16 protein-coding genes and 2 pseudogenes are annotated in these 16,017 nt (G+C 58.5%); 10 read left to right on the top strand and 8 right to left on the bottom strand.

Translation table 11 applies throughout. The features are described 5' to 3' along the window. Positions 1 to 47: 47 nt before the first annotated feature. From NKJ04_RS16845 to NKJ04_RS16830, 4 genes and pseudogenes are all read left to right on the top strand, one after another. A pseudogene (locus NKJ04_RS16845) lies at positions 48 to 569 on the top strand (glycosyltransferase family 2 protein); the annotation flags it as partial. 185 nt (positions 570 to 754) lie between these two features. Next, complete coding sequence (locus NKJ04_RS16840) at positions 755 to 1,147, top strand: hypothetical protein (RefSeq protein ID WP_352676616.1); 393 nt, start codon at positions 755 to 757, stop codon at positions 1,145 to 1,147. Then, a complete protein-coding gene (locus NKJ04_RS16835; RefSeq protein WP_352676510.1) occupies positions 1,122 to 1,814 on the top strand; it encodes a class I SAM-dependent methyltransferase in 693 nt (230 codons plus the stop codon). The genes NKJ04_RS16840 and NKJ04_RS16835 overlap by 26 nt, the downstream gene beginning before the upstream one ends. Continuing rightward, complete coding sequence (locus NKJ04_RS16830; protein WP_502897936.1) at positions 1,792 to 2,259, top strand: GtrA family protein; 468 nt, start codon at positions 1,792 to 1,794, stop codon at positions 2,257 to 2,259. The genes NKJ04_RS16835 and NKJ04_RS16830 overlap by 23 nt, the downstream gene beginning before the upstream one ends. Here NKJ04_RS16830 and NKJ04_RS16825 read toward each other — a convergent pair. The 5 genes from NKJ04_RS16825 to NKJ04_RS16805 all read right to left on the bottom strand — a co-directional run bounded on the left by NKJ04_RS16825 (position 2,256) and on the right by NKJ04_RS16805 (position 6,567). Beyond that, the gene (locus tag NKJ04_RS16825; RefSeq protein WP_352676505.1) at positions 2,256 to 2,879 is read right to left on the bottom strand and encodes a hypothetical protein; all 624 of its coding nucleotides are present in this window, start codon (positions 2,877 to 2,879) and stop codon (positions 2,256 to 2,258) included. The two genes, NKJ04_RS16830 and NKJ04_RS16825, sit on opposite strands and share 4 nt — an antisense overlap. Further along, positions 2,866 to 3,585, bottom strand: a complete 720-nt coding sequence (locus NKJ04_RS16820; protein ID WP_352676502.1) for a hypothetical protein — start codon at positions 3,583 to 3,585, stop codon at positions 2,866 to 2,868. The genes NKJ04_RS16825 and NKJ04_RS16820 overlap by 14 nt, the downstream gene beginning before the upstream one ends. A gap of 491 nt (positions 3,586 to 4,076) precedes the next feature. Then, positions 4,077 to 4,331 carry a hypothetical protein gene (locus NKJ04_RS16815; RefSeq protein WP_127297387.1) on the bottom strand — a complete coding sequence of 85 codons (255 nt, stop codon included), beginning with the start codon at positions 4,329 to 4,331 and terminating at the stop codon, positions 4,077 to 4,079. 247 nt (positions 4,332 to 4,578) lie between these two features. Beyond that, positions 4,579 to 5,400 carry a hypothetical protein gene (locus NKJ04_RS16810; RefSeq protein WP_352676499.1) on the bottom strand — a complete coding sequence of 274 codons (822 nt, stop codon included), beginning with the start codon at positions 5,398 to 5,400 and terminating at the stop codon, positions 4,579 to 4,581. A 216-nt stretch (positions 5,401 to 5,616) separates the two neighbouring features. Continuing rightward, the gene (locus NKJ04_RS16805; RefSeq protein ID WP_352676603.1) at positions 5,617 to 6,567 is read right to left on the bottom strand and encodes an IS1595 family transposase; all 951 of its coding nucleotides are present in this window, start codon (positions 6,565 to 6,567) and stop codon (positions 5,617 to 5,619) included. A gap of 320 nt (positions 6,568 to 6,887) precedes the next feature. Between NKJ04_RS16805 and NKJ04_RS16800 the strand changes: the two genes are divergently transcribed. Then, positions 6,888 to 7,160: a hypothetical protein gene (locus NKJ04_RS16800; protein WP_127297385.1), complete on the top strand. Its 273-nt coding sequence runs from the start codon at positions 6,888 to 6,890 to the stop codon at positions 7,158 to 7,160. Between the two features lie 739 nt (positions 7,161 to 7,899). On the opposite strand, the gene NKJ04_RS16795 is transcribed toward NKJ04_RS16800, so the two are convergent. Next, the gene (locus NKJ04_RS16795) at positions 7,900 to 8,043 is read right to left on the bottom strand and encodes a hypothetical protein (RefSeq protein ID WP_352676496.1); all 144 of its coding nucleotides are present in this window, start codon (positions 8,041 to 8,043) and stop codon (positions 7,900 to 7,902) included. 1,642 nt (positions 8,044 to 9,685) lie between these two features. On the opposite strand from NKJ04_RS16795, the gene NKJ04_RS16790 reads away from it, so the two are divergent. From NKJ04_RS16790 to NKJ04_RS16775, 4 genes and pseudogenes are all read left to right on the top strand, one after another. Further along, a complete protein-coding gene (locus tag NKJ04_RS16790; protein WP_352676493.1) occupies positions 9,686 to 10,117 on the top strand; it encodes a potassium channel family protein in 432 nt (143 codons plus the stop codon). Between the two features lie 184 nt (positions 10,118 to 10,301). Continuing rightward, positions 10,302 to 11,270: a helix-turn-helix domain-containing protein gene (locus tag NKJ04_RS16785; protein WP_352676490.1), complete on the top strand. Its 969-nt coding sequence runs from the start codon at positions 10,302 to 10,304 to the stop codon at positions 11,268 to 11,270. Positions 11,271 to 11,412: 142 nt separating this feature from the next. Continuing rightward, positions 11,413 to 12,930 carry an aldehyde dehydrogenase gene (gene adh / locus NKJ04_RS16780; RefSeq protein WP_352676488.1) on the top strand — a complete coding sequence of 506 codons (1,518 nt, stop codon included), beginning with the start codon at positions 11,413 to 11,415 and terminating at the stop codon, positions 12,928 to 12,930. A gap of 65 nt (positions 12,931 to 12,995) precedes the next feature. Next, positions 12,996 to 13,339, top strand: a pseudogene (locus NKJ04_RS16775) (DUF779 domain-containing protein). A gap of 26 nt (positions 13,340 to 13,365) precedes the next feature. On the opposite strand, the gene hemN reads toward NKJ04_RS16775, so the two are convergent. Then, a complete protein-coding gene (hemN, locus tag NKJ04_RS16770; RefSeq protein ID WP_027035445.1) occupies positions 13,366 to 14,715 on the bottom strand; it encodes an oxygen-independent coproporphyrinogen III oxidase in 1,350 nt (449 codons plus the stop codon). A 157-nt stretch (positions 14,716 to 14,872) separates the two neighbouring features. Here hemN and NKJ04_RS16765 point away from each other — a divergent pair, with 157 nt between their 5' ends. Beyond that, entirely contained in the window at positions 14,873 to 15,601 is a 729-nt protein-coding gene (locus tag NKJ04_RS16765) for a Crp/Fnr family transcriptional regulator (protein ID WP_352676485.1), read from the top strand. Positions 15,602 to 15,603: 2 nt separating this feature from the next. Here the strand turns inward: NKJ04_RS16765 and NKJ04_RS16760 are convergent, their stop codons facing one another. After that, positions 15,604 to 16,014, bottom strand: a complete 411-nt coding sequence (locus NKJ04_RS16760; protein WP_352676601.1) for a hemerythrin domain-containing protein — start codon at positions 16,012 to 16,014, stop codon at positions 15,604 to 15,606. Between the last annotated feature and the right edge of the window lie 3 nt (positions 16,015 to 16,017).

The following is a 16,017-nucleotide window of genomic DNA, read 5'->3' as shown; positions in this document are numbered from 1 at the left end:
CCCGGCAAAGCTGGATCACATCTACGGCACAGTGACTTAAATTAGTAATGCCTTATGGAACTTTGGGGCTGGCGTTTCATTTCATCGGCATGGAGGCCACTGTAATCCAAGGTACCAGGACCGGAGCGAACGTGTCGCTGCGCTACTCGCTGGTTCTGCCGATATACAACGAAGAACAAGTTCTGCCTCGCCTGGTCGAGCGCATCAGGTTGTTAATCGACCAGCTGGACGGTGAGACCGAGGCTATTTTCGTCGATGATGGAAGCCGCGATGGCAGTGTCAGATACCTTCGGTGCGTGGTTGCCGCCGAGCCTCGTTTTCGGCTGATCGAGCTTTCCCGCAATTTTGGGCACCAGATAGCAATAACAGCCGGTATGGACGCCGCCCAGGGGGATGCTGTCATCGTCATGGATGCCGACCTCCAAGACCCACCCGAGGTGGTCCTCGACCTGGTGGCGAAGTGGAAGGAAGGGTTCGAGATTGTTTATGCCCGGCGCGTTAAACGCGAAGGCGAATCCTGGTTCAAGCGCTTCACGGCAAGTCTCTTTTATCGCTTGCTGGAAAAGATGACGACTGTAGACATTCCGCGCGACGTTGGAGATTTTAGGTTGGTCGGCCCCAAAGCGCTGAGAACTTTCAGACAGATGCCCGAACAGGATCGCTTCGTCAGGGGCATGTTTGGCTGGATGGGATTCAAGCAGGCGGCGGTGCCGTTCGAACGTCCCGCACGAGCCCATGATATCCATTCTGGAAGATGGTGCATCTTGCTGCTCACGCCATCGTCAGCTTCTCGGAACGGCCGCTGCGCCTGGCGCTCTGGGGTGGCTTGGCCATTTCTGCGCTGGCCGTCGCCTTTGGTGCGTTTGCAATTTATGCTTGGGCTTTTGAAGCCGGCATTGTTGCCGGCTGGACCTCGACGGTGATGATTGTGTCGCTCCTGTGCGGCATCAACCTTTTCATGACCGGCGTGGTCGGGATGTATGTCGGAAGCATCCACGCCGAAGTGAAACGGCGCCCGCTTTACGTGATCGATCGCCTCACCGGCTTCGACCGGGCGATGCCTTCCGTTCGCGTCAAGAACCGAAGATCGCCTCGAAAATCCCGGATTGGAGTGCCGGCCAATGTCCGAACTCTTCGACAGTTATAGATCCAGCTATGACGAGACTGTCCAGGGATCGATCCGATTTTCAGGGCTTAAGCACGACTTCTTTCTTAAGGCCAAGGCCGAGTTTCTCCGACGCGTTGTGGTTGAACGAGGGCTTGGCCCTGATGGCTCGGGTGTGCGGGCGCTTGATGTCGGCTGCGGCGTAGGCGTTCTCCATCCACATCTCAAAGGCGCCTTCGCGTCCCTGGACGGCTGCGACATCTCGCTGGACTCGATCCTGCGTGCCAGGGAGGAAAATCCGGGCGTCGTGTACAAGGCCTGCTCCAGCCTGACCCTGCCATACGACAACGGCGTCTTCGATCTGGCCTTCGCCAGCTGCGTCGTCCATCATGTACCGCCAGCTTCCTGGCTTGAGTTCGTACGCGAGATGCGGCGCGTCGTTCGCCCGGGCGGTGTCGCCTGCATCATCGAGCACAATCCCTATAACCCGCTGACGCGTCTGGCTGTGTTCCGGTGTCCCTTCGACCGAGATGCCGTGCTGCTCAGCGCAGCCAAAACGGCGTCACTCTTGCAAATGACAGGCTTCACCGACATTCGGTCCGAGCACTTCCTGCTGCTGCCCTCAGGCGGGCTGTTTGCCCGAAAAGTCGAGCGTATGCTCGCTCGCCTGCCACTGGGAGCACAGCATGTGTCTAGTGCGCGTGCCTGAGCACTGGTCTGCCGGCGACGACACGCTCAAGCTGGCACGCTTCGGCTTGGTCGGCATAGCCGCCACAATTCTGTATGCCGCTTTGGCTGCCGCTTTTTCCAAATCGGAACGGCTCGGTTTCACGCCCATCCAGGCTTCGCTTGGGGCATATGCCGCAGCCACCTTGTTTTCGTATCTCGCGCACAAATACCTGACGTTCGTGTCGGGCCGGTCGCATCGAACCGAAGTTCCACGTTTTCTCCTGCTGGCGGCAACAGGCTTTGCCATTGCCTATGGCGCGCCGGCATTTATGACGGTGAAGCTGGGCTTGCCGCTCGTCATTCCCGTCCTGATTACGTGCCTGCTTGTCCCCGCCATCAATTTCTTCGTCCTTGACCGGTGGGTTTTTGCTGATCGCCGTCGGGTCGGCACGGCAACCGCTCCCGCCAGCGGCGATAATGCTTAAACGGCGTCCAGTCGAAACGACACCAATTTGATAGAGCGTTCGTAAATGTTGCTGGCGGCCTTGCTGGGCAGGATCCCGTCGAGATAGTCAAAGGTCATTTCGAACGTGCTAGCGTTCGAAAAAGCTGCGCGCGGAATGAAGAACGAGACGGTCGTCGGTTGCTTGCCCGACAGCGTGACCTTATGCACTAATGCGCCATGCACTGAGATTATCACCCTCTGCGTCATCTGTGGCGGACGAATGACAGCGGCCATTTGTAGCGTTGCCTTTACGCCGTCGCGAAGCGGCGGTATCTGCAGGCGAAGCCGCGAGGTTTCACCCAGCGAATGTGTGCCGTCGGCTGCTGGCCCCGACCAGCCACAAACTTTCATGCTGGCAGCTTGTTTGGCGCCGTCGGACCGGAAGGACACTGTCTGACCGAGTGAGTAGCTGCCAACAGTATCGCGGTTGAGGCAGGTTGTCGTGCGGTCGATGTAATAGGCACGATAGTCGGGGTCGACATTCGGATGGAGAGCCAGCGCAAGGATGAGGATTTCAGACACGGCCAAAGCCGCGGCGAGCGCGTAACCCCCAAGCGAGATCGCGCGTCCGTAGGGGTTGCGGACGTCAGACCAGAGCAAGGTAGCCTCCAATCCACGCCACCGTCATGAAATAGCAGGCGACCAGGAAGAGAAACAAAGCGGCTATCCAGGTCAGTTTCGACGCCGACAGCAAGACCGCCATCAACAGTATCAGAGGCGCAAGCCCAATGACGTATCTGACCATGGAGGCCAGATTCGTGATCAATGGCACGACAATGCTGATCGCGCAGAAGATACCAGCGCCATATTGTTTGCGAGCCATCAGCACGATTGATAGCGCCAGCCCGGCGATTGCCGCGAGCGCACTCCATTGGGGCGCCGTTGGCAGCCATCCAGTCTTGGGAAACACTGAGAGTCCGTCCCACAGAAACAGGATCGGGTTCCCAGCCACTCGTCCAAAGGCGCGTTGGACGTGTAGGAACGCAAAGCCGTCGCCGACAGTGACATACAAAAACAGGATGTAAGCGAACAAGCCGGCAGGCGAGATCAAGATAGCGAGGAGCAGATCCGGCCGACCGAGCACCCAACGAGGAAAGGAGAGTGGTGAGTCGCCCCGTTCCCGATGCTGTTGGAACATTTCAATGACGGTCGCAAAGACGACAAGGACCCCAACGAGCCTCGTTGCCGAGAGGAGGGCTGACGATTGCGTGAGTGGCTGGAAACGAATGCCTATCTGCCAGTCCGGATGATTGACGAGGAGAGCGAGACGGACGGGAGCGCATAGAGCCGGCGCTTCCGCGATCACGCTATAACGCACAAAGGCCGAACCGGCCCATATCTTCGAATGCGGCGGACCTGATTGTCCGCTTGGCCGGCGCCGCACAGCCCAAAAGCTCCCACCCTGGCGTCGGCCATTTTATCGCTTCGGTTTCAGCTTCGGCGTGATGTCCTCGCCCTTTGTGGTAGGCGCCCGTGCATAAGCCGGTCGGCATGTTCCGTGGCGATTTTAAGCAGAGTTGCAGCCGTTTCCTGTGGCGTCCACCCTTGCGCTTCTGAGGCAGTCACGAGAGCCGCGAATGCGGCTTCCAAGGCGACTTCGCAGTTGACCTCACGATCTGGGCTATCCTCTGGCAATATGGGCGGTTCAACCGATTGGGACATGAGGTACTTCTTCAAAGAGGGAAAGCCCGCGCCACTTGCGGGAGGCGCGGGCCGATCGGGAGCCGGTGAAGATCCCGATCTTCGGCAGTCACGGGGTGAGCATCGCGTGCCGCATGCAACAACTTTCAGAGATAGCTAATGTTCCGCGTCACCAGCCGAAGGAGGCAGCACCGGCCCAGTAGTGTTCCAGCGGATGAACTCGACTTCCTTGCCGGTCACTTCCCGCACGGCTTTCAAAAGCACCTCATGTAAGACGCGTGTCTGTCTGTAGTGGTCGCAGTGCGGCGATATGAACGGCTTGACGATGCTCAGGTGCAGCGCTTCCGCTGCCACCAGAAAGCGTTCGATTTCAGCCTGTGATAACTGCTTGGAAGGTTTCGATCTTGGCATTTGTGCGAACTCCGTTTGAGGGGGATCGCCGCAACGGCAGGATTATATTCCTAATTATATACGTGACATAGCCGACTCTTGCTGCTATCGATTTGAGCGACAGGCCGGCACGTCACGGAACTTAGGAAAGTTCCTATGATGACCAGAAAAAGACAGTTTGAAATCAGCCCCGATGTGATGCGGGCTGGTGTCGAAGCATGGCGTAATTGGGACCCGGAAACGGAAGAACCGGAAATGCTGGTCGCGGCTATTCTTTTGGCGACCGAGGAGCGGCTTCTGGCAAACCTAGCTCCTCGCGAACAGCATTTTCCAACTGCAAAACCCTTGGTGAATCGGTAAGCCAAGTCGCGGCGGCAAGAGTTTCCACAAGCACTAGATCCACAGAATCGCGACTGTGCGTTACTGCAGTTTCCTGCGAATGCAGCCCACCCTTGAAAACATCCAGATTAACGCTGGTAGGGCCGGTAATCGTTACCCCGGTTGAGTGGCGAAGCTGTGCAAGCGCCAGATCGAATTTTTCGGTCGGCGCACCGGAATGAACACCCGAGGATATGTTGGCCATGTATTTGATGACCTGCTGACGTGTCACCCAGCACCCGCGATAGAAAAGAACCTTTTGCTGTGCGAACTGGTCAAGGGTCAATTGAACCTTCCATGTAGCTCTGTCGTCTGTGGGGAGCTTGGCAAGCAACTTCTTTGCAACATCAGCCTCACTCGCATTCGCCGGCCTGTCGGTTATGAGGACATTTATGCGGTCTATCCATGCCTCGAATACTTTTGCCCCACCGCTGACGAAAATTAAATATTCCAGCTTTTCAGCGACGCGGTAAAAGGCGCGGTTATCGGGAGCCGTTATAGTGATTTTACCTAGCCTAGGACCGGCGACGATGCCGAGGTCGCGGTCCACCACCAGACGGCGCAAAATAGCGCTTATGCGCCGTATCTCGCCGCGCGATGTCTCCTTTCGCTCAACGGCTTCACACAGGTATTCCATATCTTCAACAAAGGCGCCGGCGGCGCCCCTGGTGCTGACCAAAAGGCGGGAACGTTCGTCCTCTGACAATGCCATGACCAACCGCTTTCAGCGTGGTATTCTAGCCGAATGGAAAAAGAGACCTATTCAGACCAAGAAGCCGCCAAGCGGCGCGATGCAGCATTGCGGCGCGCGCTGAAAACCCCTCCGTCCAAGCACGAGACGAAGGGGAAGCCAAAGGACAAGAAGAGTCAATCTTCGGATCGAAAGCGCTGACGTTTCCGCCAGCGCATGAATGCCGCCGCTTTCTGCTTAAGCGTGAGCGGTTTCGTCAGTTTGTTGATAAGTAAGCCGCTTGCCCGACGTGCCCCGGATTAAATCGTCGGCCCGTTCGCGGTCGGTTACACCAAGGGCCGCACGGCGATTGTACCTGAAATCGAACTCGGCCAAGTAGCGATGCAAGTGGCTTTCGCCGCAATGCTGATAGACGCCAACCATGCCGCGCTTGAACACTGAGAACACGTTCTCAATCGTGTTGGTGTGGACGACGCGGTCGGCTTCGTAACGAACGTATTCGCCACCAGTGTGCTTGACGGTAGCGTGGTCCGCGAACTCCCGTCCGGTGATCGGATAGAAGTTGGACTCGTCGGTCATGAGCGTCGATTTGCGGTCGGCATTGCGGACCAGCACGTCGCGGACAGACGCCTTGGTAGCACGCTCGACATGGAAGGAACGGACAGAGCCGCCGCGCTCGACCAGCGCCACGATAGAACGTTTGGACGAGTTGGACGGCTTGCCGCGAATGGTGCGCTTCTTGATCGTGTCCTTCGGCCCGAAATAGGTTTCGTCGGCTTCCACGATCTTGCCTTCGCCACCAAGCGGGCCGGATGACTTCACGTCTTCCTTCATCGCTTCGCGGATGCGGTGAGCCATGAACCATGCGGTCTTGTAGGTAACGCCGAGCATACGGTGCAACTGGTGAGCGCTCATGCCCTTCTTGGACGAAGCGTAGAGATGGAAGCCGAGCACCCACTTGGACAGCGGGATTTTCGAGCGCTCCATAACGGTGCCAACTGTCACGGTGAAATGCTCACGGCAGGCGTTGCACTGGAACAGGCCGGGACGCGTGGATTTGCCAGCCAGCTTGCGGATCGTCTCGCCGTCCGTATTGCCGCAATGCGGGCAATAGACGCCATCGGCCCAGCGGATTGCTTCAAGATGCTCGCGGGCTGCATCGTTATCGTGAAAGATGGCTGCGGTGATTCCTCACTCGGACCTGGACGGCAAGGGCTATTCGGCCAAGCTGCCTTCCCGGTGGTGCATCGCCTCGAAGATCACCTCAAAGACGCTGTCGACCTCTCGTTGATCTCGTCGGCACCGATTCCCTCACGCTCCGCAGATTTCATCATTTCGTCAGCGAGGTCGCTAACCGCCACTGGATCATCAGTCATCGCGTTGGGCAGGTGCTCTGCCATCCACCGATCGAGAAAGCGATCCCGCGTGTGCTCATCAGCCGATAAGTTCAAAGCGCATATTCGGTTCCGCTACTTGACCCGTGAGACGGCCGCACCAGACTCCAGTGCATGGCTAGAGGTCTCAACATCGGCGATGAGGTGGCGATCGACGCCACCATTATTCGACGCGTCACTGACGACAGGATCAGCGTGTCAATACCGACCTACGGATTTCCCCATTCCGTTCGGGATAGCACCACGAAGGTGGTCAAAGGCCAGACCATGGAACTGATCGGCAGCGTCACACGGGTCGAGAAGGACGCCGTAACCGTCAGCCTGGGTGGCCCGGTGGTGACGGTCGCGCTTGATGTTGTGCGGCTGGTAACGCCCACAGTGCGTTAGTCAGCCAAGGACCATCCCAGCGAATACCACAGTGAGGAGCAGTGATACCGGCACGGCTAGCAGACAGCACAGCTCAATGGTCTTGTTATCTTGCCGTTTGTCCATCTCACCGCCTCGCATTGTTCGCTGTGATTTTGACGAAACAGGGTGGCCAATGGAAGCGAATCGGCGCGCGATGCGTTAGAGATGCTGTCGGGTGCTGTATATTAGCAACACCTTGAGCGACCCCTGCTCATTAACTTGGACCCCCATCCCCCGGCAAGCAGCACGGCGGCGAGCCAGCCGACGAGCGGGAGAATTTCTACACCCGCCCCATATGCGGACAACGGGGCGACCAACCTACGCCAGGTCATTTGGCACGAACGGCCAGGGCACCAGCCCTTGGAACTGGCTCTTTCCACCGGCAGCAGCAGACGTCGGGCAGTAGTCGGCACGATTAAGCAGCCGAAGCATCGAGTTGAGTGACCGTGCCGACCATGCTGGGCACGAGGGTGGGCCTAATGACCAGGCCCCATATGATACTAGACAATGGCGTTGCTACCAATTACGCCTGATGGCCTATGCCGGATAAAGCGGAAGTGGATGCTCTTGCCGCTGTGTAATAACATGGAACTGGCCTCCATGTGGCACATTAACCCTGTGAGCGGTCGATTCCCAAGGATGTAGCCGCTTAACAGGTCCGCCGCCGGCGCCCCAATAGGCGGCGGACTTCTAACGACGCTCCTTCAAAAATCGGGCTTCACGAAGCGGTGAATTCCACCGTGCCGATAAGCTTGAGCAGAGTGCGCGCCTCAGGTTCTGATATGCCGACTTCTTCAGACAAACGTCGGGCAAGCAGTTGCTGTTTGCCTTTGTCCACGGGTCCATCGCCATCCTTTTTCATCGGGCTCCTCCTTTGGGAAGCCAACTTACGGCATGACCGTTCGTTTCACCGAATAAGAAAAAAGCCCGCCGCCCCATTCGCGGCAGCGGCGGGCCGTCCCAGGGATAACGGGACTCGCTGGGGTGTTGGTTTTCCCCTGCTGTCGCAGGCAGTGCAAAACAGGTGCCACTAGGGTGAACCAACATGGCACAGCATGCGGGCGGCGATAATATATATGTCGACTAGCTAATCTAAGGGAACCGTCATCGGACAAGTAGAGAACCAAGTGGCACAGCTTGGACCTTCGCTGCGAAATGCAGGACTATAGTCCTGCTATAAACCCGCCGCGCTGGCCTAGCACGACGGGCTGTCGAATGCGGCGACAACCTAAGAATCGACCGCAATGCATCAACCTGGGACAGGTCCAAGGCAGGTCAGCAGCCTTCCATGGTCTTTTCCATCTGGCCAGGAGCAGCCGAGTTAGCGTCGGTATCCTGTTGACCTGGCGCGGCCTGCTTGGCGCTGCCAGTTTGTTGACCCGGAGCGCAGTCCTTGGCGGAGTTCGAGTTCGTTCCACTCGTGGTGGTCGAATGCGTGCCCTGATCGGTCGTAGTGCCCAGCCGCGGACGAGATCGTGGTTGCCATTGGCGCGGCGGACGGCGGACGACTCCACCCGCGGATCGCGGACCGTTTTCAGGACATGAAGGAGATGGACAGGAAGCCGCCATGTAGTGCCTTGCGCAGCATCTCTTGTCGCGCCGCTGACAATGTCCGGATTTGAGAATTGGCGCATCGGACCTCAACGGCCAACTTGGGCGCGAAGCTGCCGTTCGCATGGTGGATAGTTTCGGGTCAGACTCTCCCGTCCCCTACCGGTCTTTGCGGCACCGAGACAGGCCCATCAACCGCCCGACACTGTAGATAATATCGCATGCTCTCCGAGTGGGGGAAAGGCGGTAGCGCTCTCCCGTCTCGAACACAGATGGTGAGCGAACGTTTCCGATGATCACATTTCTCCCACATTGTGACCGGACGTCCCAAAGCACGCGCAATTCGGCTGGAGGAGCAAGACAGAATATTCGAAAGCTTCCGAGAACACCCCGAGGCAAATTGGAAACCGTATCGGACAATACGGGTCACGGATATCGCAGCGAACGTCCGCAACGGGGTGGTCAATATCGTCGGCAAAAGAGCGTCCGAAAAGAGCTGTCGGCGGCTCAGTCGTGGGAACGAAAAAAGAAGAAAAGAAGAACTTTCGTGTGCGATTTTTGCACATAACATCTCGCAACTAACTGATTATATTTATTTATCTGTCCCATCCATCATGGGTGCAGTGGCAACTTTGTGTTTTAACATACTAATTTCATTATCTTTTTTCTGCCTCAGTCCGTCCAATATACGGTTGGAAAGACTGGGAAATTTAGCGACATATGTCTATCAAAACGTAACCGATGTTACGATTTTGCCGCCGCAGCTGAAAGCCGCTTTTGGTAAATACGTCTCTCACTGCACACGTGGTGCACACAAAGCCTGAGTGACGTTGCCGTCAGAAATCGCAACCAATGCGTTCGTGCGACGCAGTCCCCGTCGCGGTTTGGAGTATGCTGCAGAGGATTTGATTTCGCACAAGGACCCAGATCCGTACGTCATCTAGCTTTCGCCCATGATCCTCAATCTGCTCATCGGCACAGTCGTCATAAGTCTGACGGTTCTCGTCCACACATTTGGTCTGATCGTCGTCACACACGCGATGGGGCACCTAGTCGCCCGGTTTCGCATGCACGGGCGCCGCAGCCGCATCGTCGCGATGATCAGCGTGGTGATGGGGCTATTTGCAGTCATGACTGTCGAGGTCTGGCTCTGGGCAGGGTTATATCGGTTGCTCGATATCTTCGGGGATTTCGAAACCGCGTTGTACTTTTCCACCATTACCTTCTCGACGGTTGGCTACGGCGACATCGTGCCCGCCCATGCGTGGCGTGTCCTGGCGGCTCTTGAGGGCGTGAATGGGTTCCTTCTCATTGGCTGGTCGACAGCCTACCTGATCGCAGCAGGCACCCGCATCGGCCCGTTCAAGGCCGGCGAGCATTTCTGACCAAACGATGCTCAGACTTGCTCCTGATCAATGATTGCGTGGCATTCTGTTGGTAGGCTTTGTCGATGGGGGCCGAGGAAAGAGGGAGCGATCTGCTTCTTTCGACGAATTGACTGCGGGCTGATCGGACCGCAAACCGGTCGGCCATGACGGAGGAAAGACCTTAGGTTGGGGAGGATAAGTAATGCGCGAGGGTCTATATGATCATCATGCTGCCCGCGTCCAGGCGGCGATTGCGTCGGACGCTGCGGCGAAATCCGCACTGGTTGCCTCCTGGCGTCGCTCTTCCAATTTGCATCGGCTCGATCCAGCTGACCGCAGCCCTCCACATTATCTGACGGAGGCCGAACTGGAGCAGGCCCGGCAACGCATCGAACCTCTCGTCCACGCTGCCCAAGCGTGTCTGGATCGTCTCTATCTTGCGGTATGCGGCGTCGGATGCTGTGTCCTGCTTGCCGATGGTGACGGCGTGCCGGTCGAACGGCGTGGTGCGCCTGTCGATGACGAGACATTTCATTCCTGGGGTTTGTGGACTGGCTCCGTATGGAACGAGGAAAGCCAGGGCACCAACGGGATCGGCACCTGTCTGGTCGAGCGGCGCGCTCTGACAATTCACCGTGACCAGCATTTCCATACGCGCAACACGCTGCTCAGTTGCACAACCGCTCCGATCTACGACCATGAAGGGAAACTTTTAGCCGCGCTTGACGTGTCGTCCTGCCGGGCTGATCTGACCGAAGCCTTCGCCAATCTCATTTCGATGGCGGTGGTCGACGCGGTGCGTCGGATCGAAGGTGAGGACTTCAAGATGGCATTTCCAAAGGCGCGCATTCTGCTCGCGCCGGTGACCGACAAAGGTTCCGGCGCGCTGATCGCCGTTGATGCGGACGATCTCGTGGTCGGCGCGACCCGCTCAGCGCGCCTGGCGCTTGGAATTACGCAGCAGTGTCTCGACAAACCGATGCCCGCCGCCGATCTACTCGGCTGGGCCGAGATTGGCCCTAAAGTTCTCGCTGAAGCCGAGCGAGGAGCCCTCCAGCGTGCGCTCGCGCGGGCTGGCGGAAATGTCTCAGCCGCAGCTCAAGCGCTTGGGATCAGCCGCGCGACGCTTCACCGCAAGCTCAACCGTCTGGATGTCCACCGGTCACACTGACGCCCAAGCTCTCATGACTGTCGCAATTCTGCGACACATCATACCCGACCACCGTGACCGGCGCGGTGACAACCACCGGCGGAAATCGCAAGTCTCTTCCGAAGCGTCGCATCCCGCGACGTCAGCTTCGGGAGGAAGACAAATGAACAAGGTTGAATTCTCACGCTCGGTCAAGGCGCCCTTCGACAAGCGGTATGGCAATTTCATCGGCGGCGAATGGGCCGAGCCGCGGTCCGGCCGCTACTTCGAGAACTATTCGCCGGTAAACGGTCAATTGCTGTGCGAGGTGGCACGCTCGGACGCTCAGGATATCGAGGCGGCCTTGGATGCAGCACATGCCGCCAAGGATGCCTGGGGACGCACCAGCGTGGCAGAGCGGTCGCTTATCCTCAACCGCATCGCCGACCGCATGGAGGAGAACCTCGATCTCCTCGCCCGTGCCGAAACCTGGGACAACGGCAAGCCGATCCGGGAAACGACAGCGGCCGACCTGCCTCTGGCTATCGACCATTTCCGCTATTTCGCCGGTGCTGTGCGCGGCCAGGAGGGCAGCCTTTCGCAGATCGACGATGATACCGTTGCCTATCATTTCCACGAGCCACTCGGCGTAGTCGGCCAGATCATTCCTTGGAACTTCCCTCTGCTGATGGCATGCTGGAAGCTTGCACCCGCGCTTGCGGCCGGCAATTGCGTGGTGCTGAAGCCCGCCGAGCAGACACCGGCCGCCATCCTTCTCTGGGCCGATCTTATCGGCGATCTGCTGCCGCCGGGCGTGCTCAACATCGTCAACGGCTTCGGCCTCGAGGCCGGCAAGCCGCTCGCATCGTCGCCGCGCATTGCCAAGATCGCCTTTACGGGCGAGACTACGACGGGCCGGCTGATCATGCAGTATGCCAGCCAGAACCTGATCCCCGTGACGCTCGAGCTCGGCGGCAAGTCACCCAACATCTTCTTCAAGGATGTCGTCGCCGAAGACGACGATTTCTTCGACAAGGCGATCGAAGGCTTTGTCATGTTCGCGCTGAACCAGGGCGAGGTCTGCACCTGCCCGAGCCGCGCGCTCATCCATGAATCGATCTACGACAGATTCATGGAACGCGCCCTCAAGCGCGTCGAGGCGATCGCGCAGGGCGATCCACTCGATCCGGCGACGATGATCGGCGCTCAGGCCTCGTCGGAGCAGATGGAGAAGATTCTTTCCTATATCGACATCGGCCGCCAAGAAGGCGCCGAGTTGCTGACCGGGGGCGCGCGCAATCTCCTGCCCGGTGACCTGGCGGGCGGCTACTACGTGCAGCCCACGGTGTTCAAGGGTCACAACAAGATGCGCATCTTCCAGGAGGAGATTTTTGGGCCGGTGGTTTCGGTCACGACCTTCAAGGACGACGACGAAGCACTCAGCATTGCCAACGATACGCTCTACGGTCTCGGCGCCGGCGTCTGGACACGCGACGCCAACCGCGCCTACCGCTTCGGACGGGCAATCCAGGCTGGGCGGGTCTGGACCAATTGCTACCATGCCTATCCCGCGCATGCGGCCTTCGGCGGCTACAAGCAGTCCGGCATCGGCCGTGAAACCCACAAGATGATGCTCGACCACTATCAGCAGACCAAGAACATGCTGGTCAGCTACAGCCCGAAGAAGCTCGGCTTCTTCTGATCACTTCGCTCATGCGCGCGGCTCCACGGGGCCGCGCCCATGATGACTGGAAACCGAATTAGACTATGCATGCAAAAGTCACGGCGACGCCGGAAGCCCTTGAACTGATCGCCGAGATTGTTGCCGAGCATGGACCCGTGCTGTTCCATCAATCCGGCGGCTGCTGCGACGGATCTTCGCCGATGTGCTATCCGCGTGCTGGCTTTATCGTCGGCGATCAGGATGTGTTGCTCGGCCATATCGGTAACGCGCCGTTCTACATCGGAGCTTCGCAATTCGAGGCCTGGAAGCATACCGATCTCATTATCGACGTGGTGCCAGGCCGCGGCGGCATGTTCTCACTAGACAACGGGCGGAGAAGCGATTCCTGACGCGGTCGACGATCTGCGCTGTTCAGATCGGGATGTAGGCCTCCCATCCGACTGCAGCCGATGCTCAGACCGCTACCGAATGCCTAGCCTTGCCGATTTCAAAATACTTGTCGAACTTTGCCGCGATGCCCCTGACAAAGGGACGGCTTTCCGCCGGCACGACGAAGCGGTCACCATCGAGCTCAAGCAACCGCGCGGGATCGTGGAGGGCTGTGGAACTCGCCTTGACGAGAAGTCTTTGGCCGGCCTCGCCAAAGCGCTCCACCAGGTCGATTGCGGAGAAGCCGAAATCGCACATCAGGCGCTCGATGATCCAACCGCGAACGCGGTCGTCTTGGGAAAACGCAATCCCCCGGACAGCGGCCAACCCGCCGTCTGCGACCATACGCCCGTACTCGGCGGTTGAAGGCATGTTCTGTGCATAGCCTTGCCGAAACTGGCTGATGGACGATGGGCCGAGGCCGATCAAGGTTTCGCAACGATCCTCGGTGTAGCCCTGAAAATTCCGGTGCAAGGTCCCGGCGCGGGCCGCAAGCGCCAGCGCATCGCCCGGCTTGGCGAAATGGTCGAGCCCGATTGCTTCGTAGCCCTGGTCCACGATCGCCTGCGCGGCCTGTTGCGATTGGGCAAACCGTTCCGCCGGACCGGGCAACCAGGCCTCGTCGATCATCGTCTGATGTTTCTTGAACCACGGAACATGGGCGTAGCCAAAAAGCGCGATCCGGTCCGGTTCCAGGGTCAGTGCCTGCGCGACTGTAGACGCGACGCTCTCCCTGGTCTGGTGCGGCAGGCCGTAGAGCAGATCCAGATTAACGGATTCGACGCCGCGCGAACGAACGCCGTCAACGACCGTCTTGGTTTGCAGGAAGCTCTGCTCGCGGTTGATTGCCTTCTGCACCTTCGGATCGAAATCCTGGACGCCGAGGCTCGCCCTTGTCATGCCGATTTCGGCAAGCGCGTCGAGGCGGGCACCGTCCATATCATTGGGTTCGATTTCGACGCTGATCTTGGCGTCGGGAAGAATGGCGAAGCTGTTGCGCAAGACAGCTCCCAGCGTCACCAAATCTTCGGGTTTGAGCATGGTCGGCGAACCGCCGCCGAAATGGACAGCACGCACGCGGCCCCTGCCTGCAACAAGACCGGCGACGGTGGCGATTTCGGCATGCAGGGAACGAAGATAGGTGGTCACCGGCTCGTAATGGCGTGTCTGCTTGGTATGGCAGGCACAGAACCAGCAAAGCTTGTCGCAGTAGGGGATGTGCAGATAGAGCGAGATCTCGTCGCCCTCGTCGAGCGCCTGCAGCCAGTCACGACAAACGGCAGCGTCAACGCTTGCATTAAAATGCGGCGCTGTCGGGTAGCTCGTATAGCGCGGCACGTTTTCGCCAAGTCTGGCAACTAATTCTGGCCGCATGTCCCTATCCGCTCCACTTTGCATGGCGCGACATTGGTCAAATTGGACGCCGGCAGCCTTGATTTCGGTCAAAGCCGCCCCCGGACAAACTGCCACAAGGTTTTTTTGTCCGCAGATGGTTACGTTGCGGGCACATGGAACCCTTTGGACGATCAAGATGACGGTGCGCCAAGACGTTCACAGTTCCGGCATTCCCGTGCTTTGCCAATCGTGCGAAGCGCGCCATCATGGCGTTTGCGGCGCGCTCGATCCCGATCAACTGATGGGCCTGGCCAAGACCTCATCGAAGCATACCGTTGAACCGGGCGCAGAACTGATAGGCGACACCGAGGCTGTCGACAGCTATTCGAACGTGCTTTCAGGCGTGGTGAAGCTCACAAAGAGCCTGTCGGACGGACGCCAGCAGATTGTCGGCCTTCAATTCGCCCCCGATTTTCTGGGGCGGCCGTTCAAGGTGGAAAGCGCAATCAACGCCGAAGCTGCAACCGCCGTTTCCCTGTGTTCGTTTCCAAAGGCCGCTATCGAACGGATGATGAAGGAATCACCGGAACTCGAGCATCGACTTCTCAAGCAGACACTGAACGAACTCGACGAAGCCCGCGACTGGATGGTGACGCTGGGGCGCAAAAGTGCTTCGGAGAAGGTGGCGAGCTTTCTCCTGATGATCGCCAGCAACATCGAGCCGACGCTTGACCCAACCGCCAAATCGACACGTTTCGATTTGCCGCTGACCCGCGCCGACATCGCCGATTTCCTGGGTCTGACGATCGAGACGGTGAGCCGCCAGTTGACCAGGCTGCGATCGGATGGGGTGATCCGGATCGAGAACAACCGGGAAGTCACCGTCGACAATTTGACCCGGCTGCAGCGACGCTCTGGCGTCTAGGATCAATCGACGACCCCGATCATTGGCAAGACGTGCTCGCGTTCAAAGGCGATATGCCGGCGCAAGCTTTCGAAGAAGCCGCGCAGCATGAAGCCGACAGCTTCGGCATTCTCGACCGTCTCGCCATGGCCGATCGCCAGCAGGATTTCAGTCACCTCGCCGGCAAAGCATTCGTCCTCGACATGTTCGGCACGCAGTCGCCGGGTTGAAGCAAGGTTGGCATCGCTGCTGCTCAACGCAGCCTCGTAGGCCGGAAAGATGACCGTCTCTTCATATTGATGGATGTTTCGCAACAGCGGGACGATCGCGTTTGCCGTGCTCAGGCATTTCAAACGATCGACCTTTGGCAGCGTGTCGGCGATTTTTTCGAGGGCCTCGCAGAGCAGCAGCTTTTCCAGATGCGCGCGCTTCATCAC

The organism is Mesorhizobium sp. M0618, from assembly GCF_040320765.1.
Taxonomy (GTDB): domain Bacteria; phylum Pseudomonadota; class Alphaproteobacteria; order Rhizobiales; family Rhizobiaceae; genus Mesorhizobium.
This window is presented reverse-complemented; position numbering and strand designations above follow the sequence as displayed.